Origin of the sequence: Streptomyces sp. NBC_00647 (genome assembly GCF_045207245.1) — a bacterium.
GTDB lineage: Bacteria > Actinomycetota > Actinomycetes > Streptomycetales > Streptomycetaceae > Streptomyces.
Window position 1 is genome coordinate 2,275,586 of record NZ_CP109040.1, and the last position, 16,051, is coordinate 2,291,636.

The following is a 16,051-nucleotide window of genomic DNA, read 5'->3' on the forward strand; positions in this document are numbered from 1 at the left end:
GCAATGGTCTAGTCCTCCTACTGTTCCCTCAACGCCTCACCGCGTTCATGCCAATTGGCGATCGGCAGGCCGCCGCGCGGCCGCCGGAAGGTCACAGCACCATCCCCCACACTCCCCTCCCCCACGAGGAGAACCGATGCTCAGACCACACCGACCCCGCGCCCTCCCTCAGCTCCTCGACTCCGTTCGCCCCAAGGGCACTTCACTCCGGGCACTGGTGTCCGCCGCATGTTGCGCCGTCCTCGGAGCCGGACTGCTGGCCGGCGCCGGAACGGCTACGGCCACCGAGACCGGAACCGCGAGAACCACGAGCACCGTCGGCGCACAGAGCGCGGCCGCGGCCGGCTCCAAGGTCGTCGGCTACTTCACCGAGTGGGGCGTCTACGACCGGAACTACCACGTCAAGAACGTCGAGACGTCCGGCTCCGCCGCCAAGCTGACCCACATCAACTACGCCTTCGGCAACGTCACCGGTGGCAAGTGCGCCATGGGCGACGCCTACGCGGCCACGGACAAGGCGTACACCGCCGACCAGTCCGTGGACGGCACCGCCGACACCTGGGACCAGCCCCTGCGCGGCAATTTCAATCAGCTGCGCAAGCTGAAGAAGAAGCACCCGAACCTCAAGGTCCTCTGGTCCTTCGGTGGTTGGACCTGGTCGGGCGGCTTCACCGAGGCCGCCAGGAACCCGGCCGCGTTCGCCCAGTCCTGCTACGACCTGGTCGAGAACTCCAAGTGGGCGGACGTCTTCGACGGCATCGACATCGACTGGGAGTACCCCAACTCCTGCGGCCTGTCCTGCGACACCAGCGGCAGGGCGGCGTTCAAGAACGTGATGTCGGCGCTGCGGGCGAAGTTCGGCAGCGGCAACCTGGTCACCGCGGCGATCACGGCCGACGCCACCGCGGGCGGCAAGATCGAGGCGGCGGACTACGCGGGCGCGGCACAGTACGTCGACTGGTACAACCCGATGACGTACGACTTCTTCGGCGCCTGGGACGCGGCGGGCCCGACCGCCCCGCACTCGCCGCTCAACTCCTACACCGGTATTCCGAAGGCGGGTTACTACACCTCGGCGACCATCGCGAAGCTCAAGGGGCTGGGCATTCCCGCCTCGAAGCTGCTGCTCGGCATCGGCTTCTACGGGCGCGGGTGGACCGGTGTGACCCAGGCGGCGCCGGGCGGCACGGCGACCGGCCCGGCGGCGGGCACGTACGAGCAGGGCATCGACGACTACAAGGTGCTCAAGACGAAGTGCCCCGCGACCGGCACGGTCGCCGGCACCGCGTACGCCAAGTGCGGCACCAACTGGTGGAGCTACGACACCCCGTCGACCATCGCGGGCAAGATGAGCTACAAGAACGCGCAGGGCCTGGGCGGCACCTTCTTCTGGGAGCTGAGCGGCGACACCTCGAACGGCGAGCTGATCAGGTCGATCAACTAGCCTTCGGCGAAAGCGACTCGGGGCGGGCACCGGCCACGGTGTCCGCCCCTTCGCCGGCCGGCCGGCCGGGCAGGACACCGTCCACGACGGGCGCGCCTTCGCCGGCCCGCCCCCGCAGAGGGTCCGCCGTTCGGTCAGCCGTCCCTGCGGGCGCCGGGTGGGGCCACGTACGAGGGGTCGAGTTCCTCGACGGCGCGCATCGTGCCGCCCAGCATCTTCACGAGCAGCTCGCGCATCGTCTCGCGCGGCAGCGTCTGGTGGCCGATCCAGTCGAGGGTGGCTCCCTCCACACTGTGCAGCCAGCCCAGCAGGGCGATCCGGGGCAGCGGCCCTGTCCGGCCCCTGCCGTACGCCCCTTCGGCGATCGTCTCGACGATGACCTCGCGCACGCCCTCGCGTATCGCCTGCACCTCGGTGTCGAAGCCGACGCCGCCGGTGATGATCGTGCGATAGGCGGCCTGATTGTGCTCGGCATAGCGGAGATAGCCGTCGATCGTGCGGTGCACCCGCTCCACCGGAGGCAGCTCCGCACCGTCGGCGGCCCGCGAGACCAGGTCCGCGACCGAGTCCTCGACGATGGCGAGGTAGTAGCCGCGCTTGGACTTGAAGTAGTAGTAGATCAATCCCTTGGCGACATGCGCCTGACGTGCGATGTCATCCATCGACAACGCGTCGTACGACGTGTCGGCGAACAACTTCCGTCCGATGGCGATGAGTTCGGCGCGGCGCGCCAATGAGCGGTCGGTGCCCCGCACCCGGGGACGGTCGACGCCGCGCTGTTGACTATTATTCAATTTCGGCCCTGGTCTCCAACTGCCGACGGAACATGCGCAGTATGGCAGAACCATGCCGACCGCTCATTCGGGTGCGGTCGGCAACCGGTCACCGCGAGGCGGGAGCGGCAGCCCGGCCGCAGGGCGGGGGCCTGCCGCTGCTTGCGGACCGCCGCGGGCCTCGCCGCGAGCTCTTGGGGGTGTGACGGCTCAGAGCAGACCGAGCTGCGTCACCAGCATCGCCACGACCACCACGAGGATCCAGCCCACGGCGTGCTCGACGATCTTCGGGCCGTCGTCCTTGGGGCCGCCCGTGCGCGCGCGGAGACGAGGGGCGGTGGCGGAGCTCGCGGTCATGGCATCTCGCTGACGTAGTGGTGCGGTGGAACCCCCCGCCTCCCGTCGGCTCCCCACCGACCCGACCACCTTGCCACCGGAGCCGCTCCCACCGGTAGAGACCTGGGTCACGTCCACGCTTCGACCACCTTCGAATCCCGCAGGATTCCACAACGGTGCGCTCCGCGTGTGCGTCTCATCACACGATCCCGGTCAGCCAACCGAAAGGTCCCCGATGAGCACGTTCCGGACGCCTCGCCGCAGAGCTCGCCTCGCCCTGGCGGCGGCGATCACCGTGGCGGCCGCCTTCACGGGCCCGGTCTCGCAGGCAGCCTCCTCGCCCTCCGACGTCCCGTCCCCCGGCGCGCCGGGGCTCGGCGACCCGGTCTTCCCGCTGGACGGCAACGGCGGCTACGAGGTGAGCCGCTACACCCTCGACTTCGACTGGCAGGCACCGAAGACGCCCTTCGAGGCGTCCACGACGGTCAGGGCGACCGCGACCCAGGCCCTGTCCCGCTTCGATCTGGACTTCGCCGGCAACACCCTGCACACCGTGACCGTGAACGGCAGGACGGCCGCCGCCGAGCGGGACGGCGACGAACTGGTGGTCACCCCGAAGACGCCCCTCGCCCGGGGCAGGGCCTTCACCGTCAAGGTCACCTACACCGCCGATCCCACTCGGATACGCCACCGTGACGACGCGATCGAGGACTACGGCTGGATCCCGACGCCGGACGGCACGGTGCTCTATCCCCAGCCGAACGGCGCCAAGATGATCTTCCCGTCGAACGACCACCCCAGTCGGCGGGCCCCGATCACCTTCCGCGTCACCACCCCGGCCGGGCTGACGGCCGTGGCCAACGGCAGGCTCACCGACCGCACCGAGCGGGCCGACGGGCGCGTGCGGTGGACGTACGACTCCGAGCAGCCGGTCGCCACCCAGCTCGCCCAGCTGGCGATCGGCCGGTTCACCTTCGTCGACAACACCGGGCCGCACGGACTGCCGGTCCGTGACGTGGTCCCGGACGACCTGGTCGCGCCGACCGAGCAGTACCGCAAGCTGACCACCGAACACATCGCGTGGCTGGAGGAGCGGCTCGGCCCGTACCCCTTCGACCGGTACGGCGTTCTCGTCGGCGACACCGATCTGGGTGTCGCCCTGGAGACGCAGACGCTCTCCCTGGTCCCCAAGGCCGACCTGCTCGGGGACCGGGTCAGCGCCGAGCGCAATCTGGTGCACGAGCTGGCCCACCAGTGGACCGGCGACAGCGTCGGCATCAAGACCTGGTCCGACCTGTGGCTGAGCGAGGGTCACGCCCGCTTCTACGAGCGGCTGTACTCGGAGGCGCACGGCGGAGTGAGCTTCGAGGACACCATGAGGACGGCGTACGCGAGCCACGACCAGTGGCGCCACGACTACGGCGCCCCGGCCGAGCCCACCGAGCCGAACCTCTTCAAGCGCATGCGCTACGACGGCTCGGCGCTGGTGCTGTACGCGCTGCGCGAGAAGGTCGGCCAGGAGACGTTCGGGAGGATCGAGCGGGCCTGGGTCACCAAGTACCGCGGCAGGACCGCGAGTACCGAGGACTACATCGGCCTGGCCTCGAAGGTCGCCGGCCAGGACCTCGACGGCTTCCTGCGGCCGTGGCTGTTCGGCGCGACGACACCGCCGATGCCGAACCACCCGGACTGGGTGGTGGATCCGGTCCAGGGCTGAGCCCGGACGGGCGGCCCCCACTGCCGGGGGCCGCCCCTCGGATCACCGGACGCCGACCGCCGCGAGCGCCTTGCGCTGCCGCGACGAGGGATGCGCTGGGAAGTACAGGTAGCAGACCCCGCCGGTTCCGGAGACGACCTTCCCGGAGGCGTTGTAGCGCTTGGTCCGGAGCCAGATGTTCTCCCACTCGGAGCGCTTGTAGACCCTGCGCACCGCGTCGTCGCCGGGTGACGCCGGATCGTTGGCGATCACATCGCCGTCCGCGGTGAACCCTATGACGGTCATGAGGTGGCCCGAGGTGCCGTAACCCGCCCCCGTCAGCTCGGACTTGAGGAACGACTGGGACGTTATGGCCGGAATTCCGGCGGCGATCAGCGTCTCCAGGTCGGTGAGCGAGGCAAGCCGGGTCACCACGCCCTGGAGGTCCTTGTACGTCGCCGCGTAGGCGGCGTTGAAGGGCCAGTTGCCGCAGCCGGCGTACTGGTGGTCGTAGGTGTAGCGGGCCGCGTGGCACACCTGCGGGTCGGCGTACGTCGGGTCGACCCAGGCGAGTTGCTCGGCGGTGGGCCTGCGCCCCCAGTACTCGATGATCATCTGCGAGGAGGTGGGGCTGCACCAGGCCTCGCCGCCGTTGTCGTACTCGGGGTACTGGCCGGCGTGGATCTCCTGCGAGTAGCGCGGGACCTTCAGCTCCTGGGCGAGCCCCGGCGTGGAGGCGGGGACCGTGAACCGGTCCGGGATGTCGGAGCCCATCGCGCCGAGCCGCCACACGGTCGGCGTGATCCTGGAGCCCGGGGTGCGGTAGAGGGTCAGGCGCAGCCGGTACGAGACGAGACGCAGGCCGGAGGCCGCGTCGTCGATGGAGAAGGTGTCCGTCCAGATGCTGCTGCGGCCGTCGGTCTGATCGTCCACGGAGGTGCGCCGGATGTCCTGTTCGCCGGCGGCCCAGCGGCCCATCACGTACCAGGGGGTGTCCGTGCCGTCCGAGTACGTCCCGGTCAGCTCCACCTGGAGCCAGGTGCCGGCCGGGGTGTGCGCGTTCCAGGAGGCGATGGCCCCCGTGGACGGGACGGCGAGCCGGTGGACCGGTGTGGTCCAGGTCGCGTACTCCCAGGTGGCGGTCTTGCCGGTGTGCGGGTCGGTGTAGTCCGTGGTGCCGGCCGGGGAGACGATCACCAGGCCCGGACGCGCGCCCGGCACGGCCCGCGTGCCCCGCGCGGTGCCACCGCGCCAGTCGCTGTAGGAGGTCCAGGCGCGGTTGTCGACGAGACCGCCGGACGCCTTGGCCCGGCGGGCCGGGGCGGCGGCGGCCGACGGGCCGGCGGCCCCCACCGCCGCCGCGGCGACCGCGGCGGCCAGGACGGTTCTGCGGGACGGCTGTTCGGCTCTGCTCATGGGTGGAGAACCCCCAGGTGTCCGGAACGGGCGGGCCCAATGCTCGGTTGTGCGCCAACTATGGACGCCGGAGGCCGACTTCTGCCAGCACTTCGGCCCGTGCCGCGCCTACCAATATTGGTCGGGACCACTGGCATGACCTGCGACGCCTCGGCCCCGGCGGGTGCCGGGGCCGAGGATGACGGTCGATCAGACGAGGTCCATGGCGGCGACCTCGTCGGGGCGGCCGTAGCTGACGGGGCCCTGGAAACGGCGGCGCGCCGTGGCGAACCACCACACCGTGGCGATGATCAGCACGACGGCCAGGGCGATCGAGGCGTAGTTGAAGGTGTCCCCGGTGATCGGCGAGACCTGCGGCAGCATGAAGAGCACGCTGCTGGCGAGGATCCAGGTCACGGCCACCCAGCCGACGGGCTTGCTCCAGCGGCCCAGGTGCCAGGGGCCGGGCTGGAACTCGTCGCCGAGCCGCAGCCGCAGGAAGATCGGCACGGCGTAGGCCAGGAAGAGTCCGACGACGTTGACGCTGACGATGGCGGTGAAGGCGGTGTGCGACCACCAGCCGGGCAGGACGAGCGCCAGCGAGCAGGCGACGGCCAGCCAGACGGCCTTGACGGGGGTACGGGTGCGGGGCGAGACGGAGTGCCACCAGCGGGAGCCGGGCATCGCGCCGTCCCGGGAGAAGGCGAAGATCTGCCGGGTGTTGCTGGTCAGGTTGGCCAGACCGCAGAAGAGCATGGACCCGATCACGATCAGCAGGATGAACTTTGCCATGCCCATGCCAAGCCCATCGATGAGGATCTGCACGGGCGGCGCCGACGAACCGGCCACCTGGTCATAATCGTGGATGCTGTACACAAGGGCGAGCATCAGGATGAGTCCGGTGATCGCCGAATAGCCGATCGCACGGGTGATCCCCTTCGGCGCGTTGACCGTGGCACGCACCGTTTCCTCGGACATGTGGAAGCTGCCGTCGAAGCCGGTGAAGGTCCAGCTGGTGACCAGCAGACCGAGCATGCCGCCGTAAATCCCGTTCGTGAAACCGGTGTTGTTCGCGAAATGCGTGACGAACGAGGCCGACTGGTGGTCGTCGGGCATCACGATGAGTGTGCTCACGATCACTACGAGCCCGATCAGCAGCCACCACACGGAGATCCGGTTGAGCAGGGCGACCAGCTGGACGGTGTAGGTATTGGCCAAACCCTGGAGCACGATGATCAGACCCGTGATCAGGACCGTCTGCTGGGCGGTCGGCTCGTACGAGTGCCACTGCAGGGCGATGAACGCCTGGATGAAGGTGGCGGCCGCGTATCCGGTGGCGGCGGTGCCGCCCACCTGGCCCACGAAATTCAGCCACCCGGTGTACCAGGACCAGGCACCCTTGTGCCGCTTGGCGAGCTTCCCGGCGGAGAAGTAGAGCGCCCCGCTGGTCGGATAGGCGGAGGCGACCTCCGCCATCGCCGCACCGATGAAGAGCACCATCACGGAGACGCCGATCCAGCCGAACACGAGAATGCGCGGACCGCCCGCGTTCATTCCGAATCCGAAGGACGAGAAAATACCGGAGATAATGTTGATGATGGTGAAGGAGATCGCGAAATTGTCGAACGCCTGGAATCGGCGGGTGAGTTTTCGCGGATATCCCATCGCGTGAAGTGTCGCGTCGTCGTCGAGGGCGACGGAATCCTCTCCGGCGCGGGCTCTCCGGCGTGGGGCCGATATGCGTTCTGACACAGCTGACCTTTCTCTGGGTGGGGGGTGCAGGTCGTCAGGGAGGGCGGTGGCCGGTCAGGCGGCTCCCGGCACGGGCAGGCCGCAGGCTCGACGGGCGCGGGAGAGCTGCTCCTCGGGTTCGCCGAACACGCTCCACGGCATGCGGCACGCGTACGGCCCCATGGCCATCAGGACCGCGCGCGCCTCGAACTCGCGCTGCGCCATGAACAGGGCGTGCGCCAGATACGCCAGGTCGAGCACCGGCGTGAAGCGGTATCCGGACACCTCCGGAAGCCAGTTCTGGTAGATCGCGAGCGCCGTGGAGCGCCACTGCGGCTGCTCCCAGGTGCGGTCGACCAGCAACTGGGAGGGGTTGTAGCTCTCCACCAGGGCCACCAGCGGCAGCATCCGCAGCGGCGAGGTGGCGGGGGCGCGCTGGCCGAGGAAGGCGGCGACGTCCCAGGCGGCGTTCACGGAACCGCCGTACCGCGTGAAGAAGAACGCCAGGAACCGGTGATGACCCTCCCGGTTCCAGGGATCGAGGCGGACGATGTGCGAGAACAGGCGCCAGGGACCGGGCGGCTGGGTCAGCAGCCCTTGCGGTGCGGGGTCGCGCAGATCGTGCAGCCGGGCCATCGAGAGCCGGGCGACCCAGGGCGTGGGATCCGCCCGGTCCATCGTCGCGGCCCGGTCGCAGGCGGTCAGCGCTATGCGTTCCAGGGCCTCGGCCCGGTCGTCCTTGGCGTCCGCCGCGCGCAGCGCCCGCAGCACGGCGACGCGGGCCCACATCAGCGCGGCCTCGGGGGTCTGCTCCTCGCCCAGCCAGCGTTCGGCGAGGTCGGAGTCGGCGGCCTCGGAGGCGAGGACCAGGGAGCGGTGGGCCCGTAATGCGAAGTCGGCGCGAGTCTCCGCCAGAGCTTCGTGGGCACTCAGATAGCGGCCGGCCCGGACATCCACGCAGACGCTCGCGAGTCTGCGGTCGTCGGCCGCCGGATGCCACACATACTGCCCCTCGAATAAGCCCGCGGCCATCTTCCCCTGTCCATCCCCGTACGACACTTCGCCCTTGCGCAACAGGAACCCTACTCAGCATCACGGAGTACCGGAACGGCATATCTGAAATACCTGGTTCCGCCGGGCCGGGAACCTTTGGAGCCGACGGGGGAAGTTCCTGAGGATTGTTCAATGAATGGTTCAATACGCCACTACCCCGAACCCGTGGATCCCCCATGATCGGCGCATCGATAGAATGTTCCACAGGACTATGCCCACCTCACATCTCACCCCGGGAAACCTCATTCACGAGCTCGCCTCGCGTCTGCGCCGGCTGCCGCCCTCCTGCGGGCCCGTCCGCCTGATCGGCGTCGACGGCCACGCGGGCTCCGGAAAGACCACGTTCGCCGGGGAGTTGGCGGCCGCCCTGGGCGGCGCACCCGTACTGCACCTCGACGACATCGCCACCCACGAGGAGCTGTTCGACTGGACCCTGCGCCTGCTGCGCGAGGTGATCGAGCCGCTCGGGCGCGGCGAGGCGGCGCGCTACCACCCCTACGACTGGACCGCCCGGGAGTTCGGACCGGCCCGCGAGCTGCCGGCCGCGCCCGTGGTGCTTCTGGAGGGCGTCGGCGCGGGACGCCGGCTGCTGCGCCCGTGGCTCGCGCTGCTCCTGTGGATGGAGTTGCCGCACGAGGAGGCCTGGGCGCGGGGGCGGCGGCGGGACGGGGAGGCGCAGAGCGATTTCTGGGCCGGATGGGTCCACGCGGAGCGGCGGCACTTCGCCGAGGACCCCACGCGGCCCTTCGCGGACCATGTGGTGCGGCAGTGTCCGGAGGGATATGAGGTGCTGCCGGGGCCTGTTGAGACGTCTGGACCGGACCAGTTCATCACTCACCGTGATGGACCACCCGCAGTGTGCTGAACTTGTGAAGAGCGGCGCCCGGGAAGTTTCCTCAGTGCCTCAACTCTGCTTGACCAGGGGGCCGTACAGGTCTTACGTTCTCAATGAGCGGCCTTCGGGAGCCGCCCCGCAGTCGCGAAGCCCCCGGTTGTTCCCCCGTGATCGGGGGCTTCGTTCTGCCCACACCCTCTCTTTCCGGACGCTGCGCGGCATGATTCGCTCACCCTGGGTCACCGTCCGAAGTGCGCCCCATCTGCTCCCACCTCGTGGAACGGGGTGTGCGGCACCCTTCGGCAGGCCCATGAACCGCAGGTACGATGCCTCTCGGTGCGACCTTCGGACGGCTGCTCTGCGCACCGCTGCAACTCCCGTCCGCGGCACAGTCGTTCGACCAGAGCTGCCGACGGGCACCGGCCCGGCGGCAAGGGGGGTGTCCTGATCCACGAGACACTCCCCGACCATCGGGGGCACGGTTTGTGGGGGACGTGATGGACTTCGGCACGCAGGGCCCCGAGGCCCCGGCCGACCTCGCCTGGCTGCGGGGTGTGGACGCCTACACGATGGGCGCCTACCCGCAGGCGGAGGAGGAGTTCCGCGCCGCGGTCCGGATGGACCCCGGTATGGCGGACGGCTGGCTCGGACTGCACGCGCTACGGGTGGACACGACGACCGCGCTGCTGCGGATGTTCCGGCACCGGGACCGCTTCGGCGAACAGCGCGGCCGCCACCGGCGCACCCTCAACTCCTGGTACTGGCTGGGCTGGTGGGTCCAGCCGGTCCTGGAGAGCCCGCGCGACCTGCTGCTCGCGCACGCCTCGCACTGGCTCGACGGACGTCATGTCCCGGAACTGGACCGGGCGTTGGCCGGCCTGCCACCGGTCGACGCGGACCACCAGGTGCGGTTCCTGCACGCGTGCCGCGCCTATCTGGTCAAGGACTGGGACCAGTTGGTGCGGCACACCGATCCGCTGATCAACGATCCGATGCTCGGCATAGAGGCCGGCCTGTTCGGCGGCATGGCGCGCGTACGGCTGGAGATGTTCGGCCAGGCGGAGCCCCTGCTGTCGTCCGCGCTGATGCGCTGCCGCAGCGAGCAGCCGCAGCGCAAGGAGCTGCGGTACTGGCTGGCCCGCGCCCACGAGGGCACCGGACGGTCCGCCGCGGCACTCCCCCTGTACCGGGCGGTGCACCGGGTCGACCCCTCCTTCATGGACACCTCGGCGCGGCTCGCGGCCATCTCCGAGGGGGACGGGTACGACGACGCCGCGGCCGATCTGGCGGCGATCACGCTCGCCGGGATCGGGCAGGACGTGCTGGAGGGCCCGGACGGCGTGGATCCACTGTTCGGCTCCGAAGGGCGGGACCTGAAACTCTCGGAGCCCGATCCCTCGCCGCCCGGCGGGCTGCCGCCCCAGACCGACGCCTTCCGGGAGAAGGCCCTGGTGCCGGTGCAGCCGCTGCCCGCGGGACCGACGGACCCGGCCTTACTCGAGGAAGCGCTCGACGAGTTGGAGCGCATGGTGGGCCTGGAGCCCGTGAAACGACAGGTCAAGGCGCTGTCGGCGCAGTTGAACATGGCAAGGCTGCGCACCGGGCAGGGCCTCCCGGTGCAGCCGCCCAAACGGCACTTCGTCTTCTCCGGCCCCTCCGGCACCGGCAAGACCACGGTGGCGCGCATCCTCGGCCGGGTCTTCTACGCGCTCGGACTCCTCGGCGGCGACCATCTGGTCGAGGCCCAGCGAGCCGACCTGGTCGGCGAGTACCTCGGCCAGACCGCCGTGAAGGCCAACGAGCTGATCGACTCGGCGATCGGCGGCGTTCTGTTCGTGGACGAGGCGTACTCCCTGTCCAACTCCGGCTACGGCAAGGGCGACGCGTACGGCGACGAAGCCCTCCAGGTCCTGCTGAAGCGGGCCGAGGACAACCGCGACCACCTGGTCGTCATCCTCGCCGGATACCCCGAGGGCATGGACCGGCTTCTCGCCGCCAACCCGGGCCTCTCCTCCCGCTTCACCACCCGCGTGGACTTCCCCTCCTACCGCCCCCTCGAACTGACCTCCATCGGCGAGGTGCTGGCCGCCGAGAACGGTGACATCTGGGACGAGGAGGCACTGGACGAGCTGCGGTCGATCGCCGGCCACGTCGTCGACCAGGGCTGGATCGACGAACTCGGCAACGGCCGCTTCCTGCGCACCCTGTACGAGAAGAGCTGCGCCTATCGCGATCTGCGGCTGTCGGGTTACCCCGGCACACCCTCGCGCGACGACCTGTCGACACTGCGCCTGCCCGACCTCATGCAGGCCTACGGAGAGGTCCTGTCCGGACGGGGCCCGCAGGATCCGTCGGCCATGTGAGAAGGCCCCGGCGCCGCCGGAGCCGTACGACCGGAAGGCCCGGTCGCACGGCCGCCGGGGGAACCGGGGCCCACGCTCACGATCAGCTCGCCAGCGCCTCCTCCGGGGCCGGGCTCGGGCGCGGCTCGGCGACGCGCACCGGTGCGACGACCCGGTGCGCCGGGTCCCGCACCTCGCCGACCAGCAGCTCCAGTACGTCCTCCAGGGCCACGAGGCCGAGGACCTTGCCGGAGGCGTCGGCGACCTGGGCCAGGTGGGTGGCGGCGCGGCGCATCACGGTGAGGGCGTCGTCCAGGGGGAGTTCGGACCGCAGGGTGGTCATGGGGCGCCACATCTGCTGCGGGACCGCACGGTCGGACTCCTCCAGGTCGAGGACGTCCTTCACATGCAGATAGCAGCCCATGAAGGCGCCGTTCTCGGCGACGACCGGGAAACGGGAGTACCCGGTACGCGCGGTGAGCGCGACGACCTGGCCCGGGGTGACCGAGGAGTCCACGGTGACCAGCGAGCCGCCGTCGAGCAGGACGTCGGTGACCGGACGGGAGCCGAGCTCCAGGGCGTCCTCGAGGCGCTCCTGCTCCTCGGGGTCGAGGAGGCCGGCCTGTCCGGAGTCCTCGACGAGCCGGTTGAGCTGCTCGCTGGTGAAGACCGCTTCGACCTCGTCCCTGGGCTCGACCCGGAACAGCTTGAGGATCAGACGCGCGCAGGCGCCGAGACCCACCGTGACCGGCCGGCAGAGCCGCGCGAAGGCGACCAGTCCGGGGCTGAGCCACAGGGCCGTCTTCTCCGGCGCGGCCATCGCCAGGTTCTTCGGGACCATCTCGCCGATGACGAGGTGGAAGAAGACGACGAGGGCGAGCGCGATCACATAGCCGAGGGGGTGGATCACCCCGTCCGGCAGACGGACCGCCTCGAAGACCGGCTCCAGGAGATGGGCGACCGTGGGCTCGGCGACCGCGCCGAGCGTCAACGAGCACATGGTGATGCCGAACTGGGCCGCCGCCATCATCTGCGGGAGCCGCTCCAGGCCGTACAGGACCTGCCGGGAGCGCGCGGTGCCGAGCGGTTCGATCTGGCTGCGCCGCACGGACACCAGGGCGAACTCGGCGCCGACGAAGAAACCGTTGGCGAGGACCAGCAGGCCGGCGAAGAGGAGTTGGAGCACGCTCATCGGACGGCCTCCGGAGCGAGCGCGGTCCGCACCAGGCGGACACGTTCGGCACGGTAGTGCCCGACCTGGCGCACCGAAAGGCGCCAGCCGGGGAGCTCGGCCTTGTCGCCCGGGGCCGGGATCCTGCCGAGCAGGTCGGCGACGAGGCCCGCCACGGTCTCGTACGGTCCCTCGGGAACGTCGAGGCCTATGCGCTGCAGGATGTCCACCCGGCAGCTGCCGTCGGCGTCCCAGGCGGGCCTGCCGTCCTCGGGCGGAGCGGCCGCGAGCTCGGGCGGTTCGCCCAGGACGTCGTCGTGCTCGTCGCGGACCTCACCGACGAGTTCCTCGACGATGTCCTCCAGGGTGACCACGCCGGCCGTGCCGCCGTACTCGTCGACGACGACGGCGATCGGCTGTTCGTTGCGCAGCTGTTCGAGGAGCGGCTGCACGGGCAGCGTCTCCGGGACGAGCAACGGGGCCTGGGCGATCCGGACGACGGGCGTGCGCAGCCGGTCGTGCGAGGGGATCGCGAGGGCGTCCTTGAGGTGCACCATGCCGACGATCTCGTCGATCCGCTCCCGGTAGACCGGGAAGCGGGAGAGGCCGGTGGCACGGGTGAGGTTGACCACGTCCTCGGCGGTCGCCGACGACTGGAGGGCGCTGACCTTCACGCGCGGCGTCATGACGTGCTGGGCCGTGAGGTCGGCGAGCGACATGGTGCGGACGAAGAGGTCCGCGGTGTCCTGCTCCAGCGCGCCCGCCCGGGCCGAGTGGCGGGCCAGGGAGACGAGTTCGCCGGGGGTGCGGGCGGAGGCCAGTTCCTCGGCGGGTTCCACGCCCAGGGCACGGACGAGCCGGTTGGCGACCGTGTTGAGCGCGGCGATCACCGGCCGGAAGAGGCGGGAGAAGACGTGCTGCGGGCCGGCGACGAAACGGGCGACCTGGAGCGGCCTGGACACCGCCCAGTTCTTGGGCACGAGTTCACCGACCACCATCTGTACGGCGGAGGCGAGCAGCATGCCGACCACCACGGCGATGCCGGGCACCGCTGCCTCGGGCAGCCCGATCGCGGTGAACGGGCCGTCCAGCAGCTGGGCGAGCGCCGGTTCGGCGAGCATGCCGACGACGAGCGAGGTGATGGTGATGCCGAGCTGGGTGCCGGAGAGCTGGAAGGACAGTTCCTTGAGCGACTCGACGACCGTGCCGGCGCGCTTGTCACCGGCGGCCGCGGCCTGCTCGGCGTCCGGGCGCTCGACCGTGATGAGGCCGAACTCCGCCGCCACGAAGAAGCCGTTGGCGAGAATCAGCAGGAACGCCGCGCCAAGGAGCAACAGGGGGATGGTCATGCCGCCGCCTCGATATGTCGGAAGGGGGCGGCGCAGGTACTACAGGACGATCCGTCCATCGCTGGAGGGAGTCACTCCTCGGGTAGCAGGGAGCCTCTGAGAGCTGGGGGCACATCGGAGGCGGAGGCGCGATGAAAACGCCTCCGCCAACAGATTAATCAAGACATGGGCCCTCAGGGCAGGGTGGAAGGCCGAGAGTCAGCCTTGATGTTCGTCGCGGTGCCCGCCGGGCTCGCGAATGGCGTGGGCTTCGGCGAGCGCGCGCAGCGTCCTGGCGTCCTCGATGGCGCGCTGTTTCGCGATGCCCGGCTGGATGCCGAGCGCCGGCAGGCTGGTGCCGTCGCTGAGGTCGAGGAACACCCAGGGGTCGCCGGGGCGCAGGTTGACCTTCAGGATCTCCGCCCAGTCCAGGTGCCGCCGGCTCGCGATGTTCACGACGGTGATCCCGGTCTCGTCGGCGACGACCTTGGGCCGCGCGAGCAGCAGGAGCACTCCGAAGAGGAGGGCCGCGGTGAAGATGAAGCTGAGCCGCTCCCCCGGGCCGAGTTGCTCCAGAAGCATGGCGACTGTGGTGATGACCACAAGGATCGTGGCGCCCGCGGTGAGCAGCACGGCCCGGGTGCGGGACGGGCGGAACGTCACGGGAAGGGCGGGAAGGTCCGACATGTTCGAGGTCCCTGTCAGAGCCGGCAGGCGTGGATGGCCGTGGTCAGGATGGCCCGCGCGCCGAGCGCGTACAGGTCGTCCATGATCCGCTGGGCCTCCTTGGAGGGGACCATGGCGCGGACGGCGACCCAGCCCTCGTTGTGCAGCGGCGAGATGGTCGGCGACTCCAGGCCGGGAGTGAGCGCGACGGCCTTCTCCAGGTGCTCGGCGCGGCAGTCGTAGTCCATCATCACGTAGGTCCTGGCGACCAGGACGCCCTGGAGACGGCGCAGGAACTGCTGCACCTTGGGCTCGGCGTCCTCGGTGAGGTCGGCTCCGACGCGGCGGATGACGACGGCCTCGGACTTCATGATCGGGTCGCCGAAGACCTCCAGTCCGGCGTTGCGCAGCGAGGTGCCCGTCTCGACGACATCCGCGATGACCTCGGCGACACCGAGTTCGATGGCGGTCTCGACGGCGCCGTCGAGGTGCACGACGGAGGCATCGATGCCGTGGTCGGCGAGGTGCTTGGCGACGATGCCCTCGTAGGAGGTGGCGACCGTCATGCCGTTCAGGTCCGCGACGCCGTTCGCGGTGCCCGGCTTGGTGGCGAAGCGGAAGGTGGAGCGGGCGAAGCCGAGCGGGAGGATCTCCTCCGCGTTGGCCCCGGAGTCGATCAGGAGGTCGCGGCCGGTGATGCCGATGTCGAGCCGGCCCGAGGAGACGTAGATCGCGATGTCACGGGGGCGGAGGTAGAAGAACTCGACCTCGTTCTCCGGGTCGACGATCCTGAGCTCCTTGGACTCCCGGCGCTGCTGGTAGCCGGCCTCATGCAGCATCTCCGCCGCAGGGCCTGAGAGGGAACCCTTGTTGGGGACGGCGATGCGCAGCATGAGGTCGGCTTCCTTTGCGTGAGGTTGTTCAGGAGTGGGTGGGACAGGTGGACGTGCTCGGTGGGGGGCGCTGCTGAGACGGGCCCCTACAGATGCGCGTACACGTCGTCGAGGGAGATCCCGCGAGCGACCATCATCACCTGGACGTGGTACAGCAGCTGCGAGATCTCCTCGGCGGCGGCGTCCTTGCCCTCGTACTCGGCGGCCATCCAGACCTCTGCGGCCTCTTCGACGACCTTCTTGCCGATGGCATGAACACCCTTGCCGACCAGCTCGGCGGTGCGCGAAGTGGCGGGATCGCCCGTGGCGGCCTTCTGCTGGAGCTCGGTGAAGAGCTCCTCGAACGTCTTATTGGACATGGTGGTCCTCACCCTACGCGCTCGGTGCC

The 16,051-nt window shown here is 69.9% G+C and carries 14 protein-coding genes; 4 read left to right on the forward strand and 10 right to left on the reverse strand.

Translation table 11 applies throughout. The annotated features are described in order from the left end of the window. The first annotated feature begins 136 nt into the window (after window positions 1–136). Complete coding sequence (locus OG788_RS10000) at window positions 137–1,444, forward strand: glycoside hydrolase family 18 protein (RefSeq protein WP_406370242.1); 1,308 nt, start codon at window positions 137–139, stop codon at window positions 1,442–1,444. Between the two features lie 134 nt (window positions 1,445–1,578). On the opposite strand, the gene OG788_RS10005 is transcribed toward OG788_RS10000, so the two are convergent. Continuing rightward, window positions 1,579–2,238, reverse strand: a complete 660-nt coding sequence (locus OG788_RS10005; protein ID WP_406370243.1) for a TetR/AcrR family transcriptional regulator — start codon at window positions 2,236–2,238, stop codon at window positions 1,579–1,581. A 189-nt stretch (window positions 2,239–2,427) separates the two neighbouring features. Next, complete coding sequence (locus tag OG788_RS10010; RefSeq protein ID WP_351539318.1) at window positions 2,428–2,574, reverse strand: SCO1431 family membrane protein; 147 nt, start codon at window positions 2,572–2,574, stop codon at window positions 2,428–2,430. 214 nt (window positions 2,575–2,788) lie between these two features. Here OG788_RS10010 and OG788_RS10015 point away from each other — a divergent pair, with 214 nt between their 5' ends. Further along, window positions 2,789–4,270 carry a M1 family metallopeptidase gene (locus tag OG788_RS10015; RefSeq protein ID WP_406370245.1) on the forward strand — a complete coding sequence of 494 codons (1,482 nt, stop codon included), beginning with the start codon at window positions 2,789–2,791 and terminating at the stop codon, window positions 4,268–4,270. 42 nt (window positions 4,271–4,312) lie between these two features. Here the strand turns inward: OG788_RS10015 and OG788_RS10020 are convergent, their stop codons facing one another. The 3 genes from OG788_RS10020 to OG788_RS10030 form a co-directional block, all read right to left on the reverse strand. Continuing rightward, a complete protein-coding gene (locus OG788_RS10020) occupies window positions 4,313–5,665 on the reverse strand; it encodes a peptidase C39 family protein (RefSeq protein WP_406370246.1) in 1,353 nt (450 codons plus the stop codon). A 189-nt stretch (window positions 5,666–5,854) separates the two neighbouring features. Further along, entirely contained in the window at window positions 5,855–7,396 is a 1,542-nt protein-coding gene (locus tag OG788_RS10025) for an amino acid permease (RefSeq protein ID WP_351539309.1), read from the reverse strand. Between the two features lie 54 nt (window positions 7,397–7,450). Continuing rightward, window positions 7,451–8,407, reverse strand: coding sequence for a hypothetical protein (locus tag OG788_RS10030; protein ID WP_356757723.1), 957 nt, complete (start codon window positions 8,405–8,407; stop codon window positions 7,451–7,453). Window positions 8,408–8,639: 232 nt separating this feature from the next. Here OG788_RS10030 and OG788_RS10035 point away from each other — a divergent pair, with 232 nt between their 5' ends. Both OG788_RS10035 and OG788_RS10040 read left to right on the forward strand, forming a co-directional pair. After that, complete coding sequence (locus OG788_RS10035; RefSeq protein ID WP_406370249.1) at window positions 8,640–9,293, forward strand: uridine kinase; 654 nt, start codon at window positions 8,640–8,642, stop codon at window positions 9,291–9,293. A gap of 467 nt (window positions 9,294–9,760) precedes the next feature. Beyond that, window positions 9,761–11,626, forward strand: coding sequence for an AAA family ATPase (locus OG788_RS10040; RefSeq protein ID WP_356757721.1), 1,866 nt, complete (start codon window positions 9,761–9,763; stop codon window positions 11,624–11,626). 82 nt (window positions 11,627–11,708) lie between these two features. Here the strand turns inward: OG788_RS10040 and OG788_RS10045 are convergent, their stop codons facing one another. The 5 genes from OG788_RS10045 to OG788_RS10065 all read right to left on the reverse strand — a co-directional run bounded on the left by OG788_RS10045 (window position 11,709) and on the right by OG788_RS10065 (window position 16,022). Further along, window positions 11,709–12,797, reverse strand: a complete 1,089-nt coding sequence (locus OG788_RS10045; RefSeq protein WP_351539293.1) for a hemolysin family protein — start codon at window positions 12,795–12,797, stop codon at window positions 11,709–11,711. Continuing rightward, window positions 12,794–14,125: a hemolysin family protein gene (locus OG788_RS10050; protein WP_351539290.1), complete on the reverse strand. Its 1,332-nt coding sequence runs from the start codon at window positions 14,123–14,125 to the stop codon at window positions 12,794–12,796. The genes OG788_RS10045 and OG788_RS10050 overlap by 4 nt, the downstream gene beginning before the upstream one ends. Window positions 14,126–14,323: 198 nt before the next feature. After that, entirely contained in the window at window positions 14,324–14,791 is a 468-nt protein-coding gene (locus OG788_RS10055; protein WP_406370251.1) for a PH domain-containing protein, read from the reverse strand. Between the two features lie 14 nt (window positions 14,792–14,805). Next, window positions 14,806–15,663 carry an ATP phosphoribosyltransferase gene (gene hisG / locus OG788_RS10060; protein WP_351539285.1) on the reverse strand — a complete coding sequence of 286 codons (858 nt, stop codon included), beginning with the start codon at window positions 15,661–15,663 and terminating at the stop codon, window positions 14,806–14,808. Window positions 15,664–15,749: 86 nt separating this feature from the next. Beyond that, window positions 15,750–16,022: a phosphoribosyl-ATP diphosphatase gene (locus tag OG788_RS10065; RefSeq protein ID WP_111665608.1), complete on the reverse strand. Its 273-nt coding sequence runs from the start codon at window positions 16,020–16,022 to the stop codon at window positions 15,750–15,752. Between the last annotated feature and the right edge of the window lie 29 nt (window positions 16,023–16,051).

What these genes read in the sequence shown, in the direction of transcription:
- OG788_RS10050 (WP_351539290.1), bottom strand. Translation starts at nt 14,125, where the DNA reads ATGACCATCCCCCTGTTGCTCCTTGGCGCGGCGTTCCTGCTGATTCTC.
- OG788_RS10040 (WP_356757721.1), top strand. Translation starts at nt 9,761, where the DNA reads ATGGACTTCGGCACGCAGGGCCCCGAGGCCCCGGCCGACCTCGCCTGG.
- OG788_RS10030 (WP_356757723.1), bottom strand. Translation starts at nt 8,407, where the DNA reads ATGGCCGCGGGCTTATTCGAGGGGCAGTATGTGTGGCATCCGGCGGCC.
- OG788_RS10010 (WP_351539318.1), bottom strand. Translation starts at nt 2,574, where the DNA reads ATGACCGCGAGCTCCGCCACCGCCCCTCGTCTCCGCGCGCGCACGGGC.
- OG788_RS10065 (WP_111665608.1), bottom strand. Translation starts at nt 16,022, where the DNA reads ATGTCCAATAAGACGTTCGAGGAGCTCTTCACCGAGCTCCAGCAGAAG.
- OG788_RS10020 (WP_406370246.1), bottom strand. Translation starts at nt 5,665, where the DNA reads ATGAGCAGAGCCGAACAGCCGTCCCGCAGAACCGTCCTGGCCGCCGCG.
- OG788_RS10055 (WP_406370251.1), bottom strand. Translation starts at nt 14,791, where the DNA reads ATGTCGGACCTTCCCGCCCTTCCCGTGACGTTCCGCCCGTCCCGCACC.
- hisG (WP_351539285.1), bottom strand. Translation starts at nt 15,663, where the DNA reads ATGCTGCGCATCGCCGTCCCCAACAAGGGTTCCCTCTCAGGCCCTGCG.
- OG788_RS10000 (WP_406370242.1), top strand. Translation starts at nt 137, where the DNA reads ATGCTCAGACCACACCGACCCCGCGCCCTCCCTCAGCTCCTCGACTCC.
- OG788_RS10015 (WP_406370245.1), top strand. Translation starts at nt 2,789, where the DNA reads ATGAGCACGTTCCGGACGCCTCGCCGCAGAGCTCGCCTCGCCCTGGCG.
- OG788_RS10045 (WP_351539293.1), bottom strand. Translation starts at nt 12,797, where the DNA reads ATGAGCGTGCTCCAACTCCTCTTCGCCGGCCTGCTGGTCCTCGCCAAC.
- OG788_RS10035 (WP_406370249.1), top strand. Translation starts at nt 8,640, where the DNA reads ATGCCCACCTCACATCTCACCCCGGGAAACCTCATTCACGAGCTCGCC.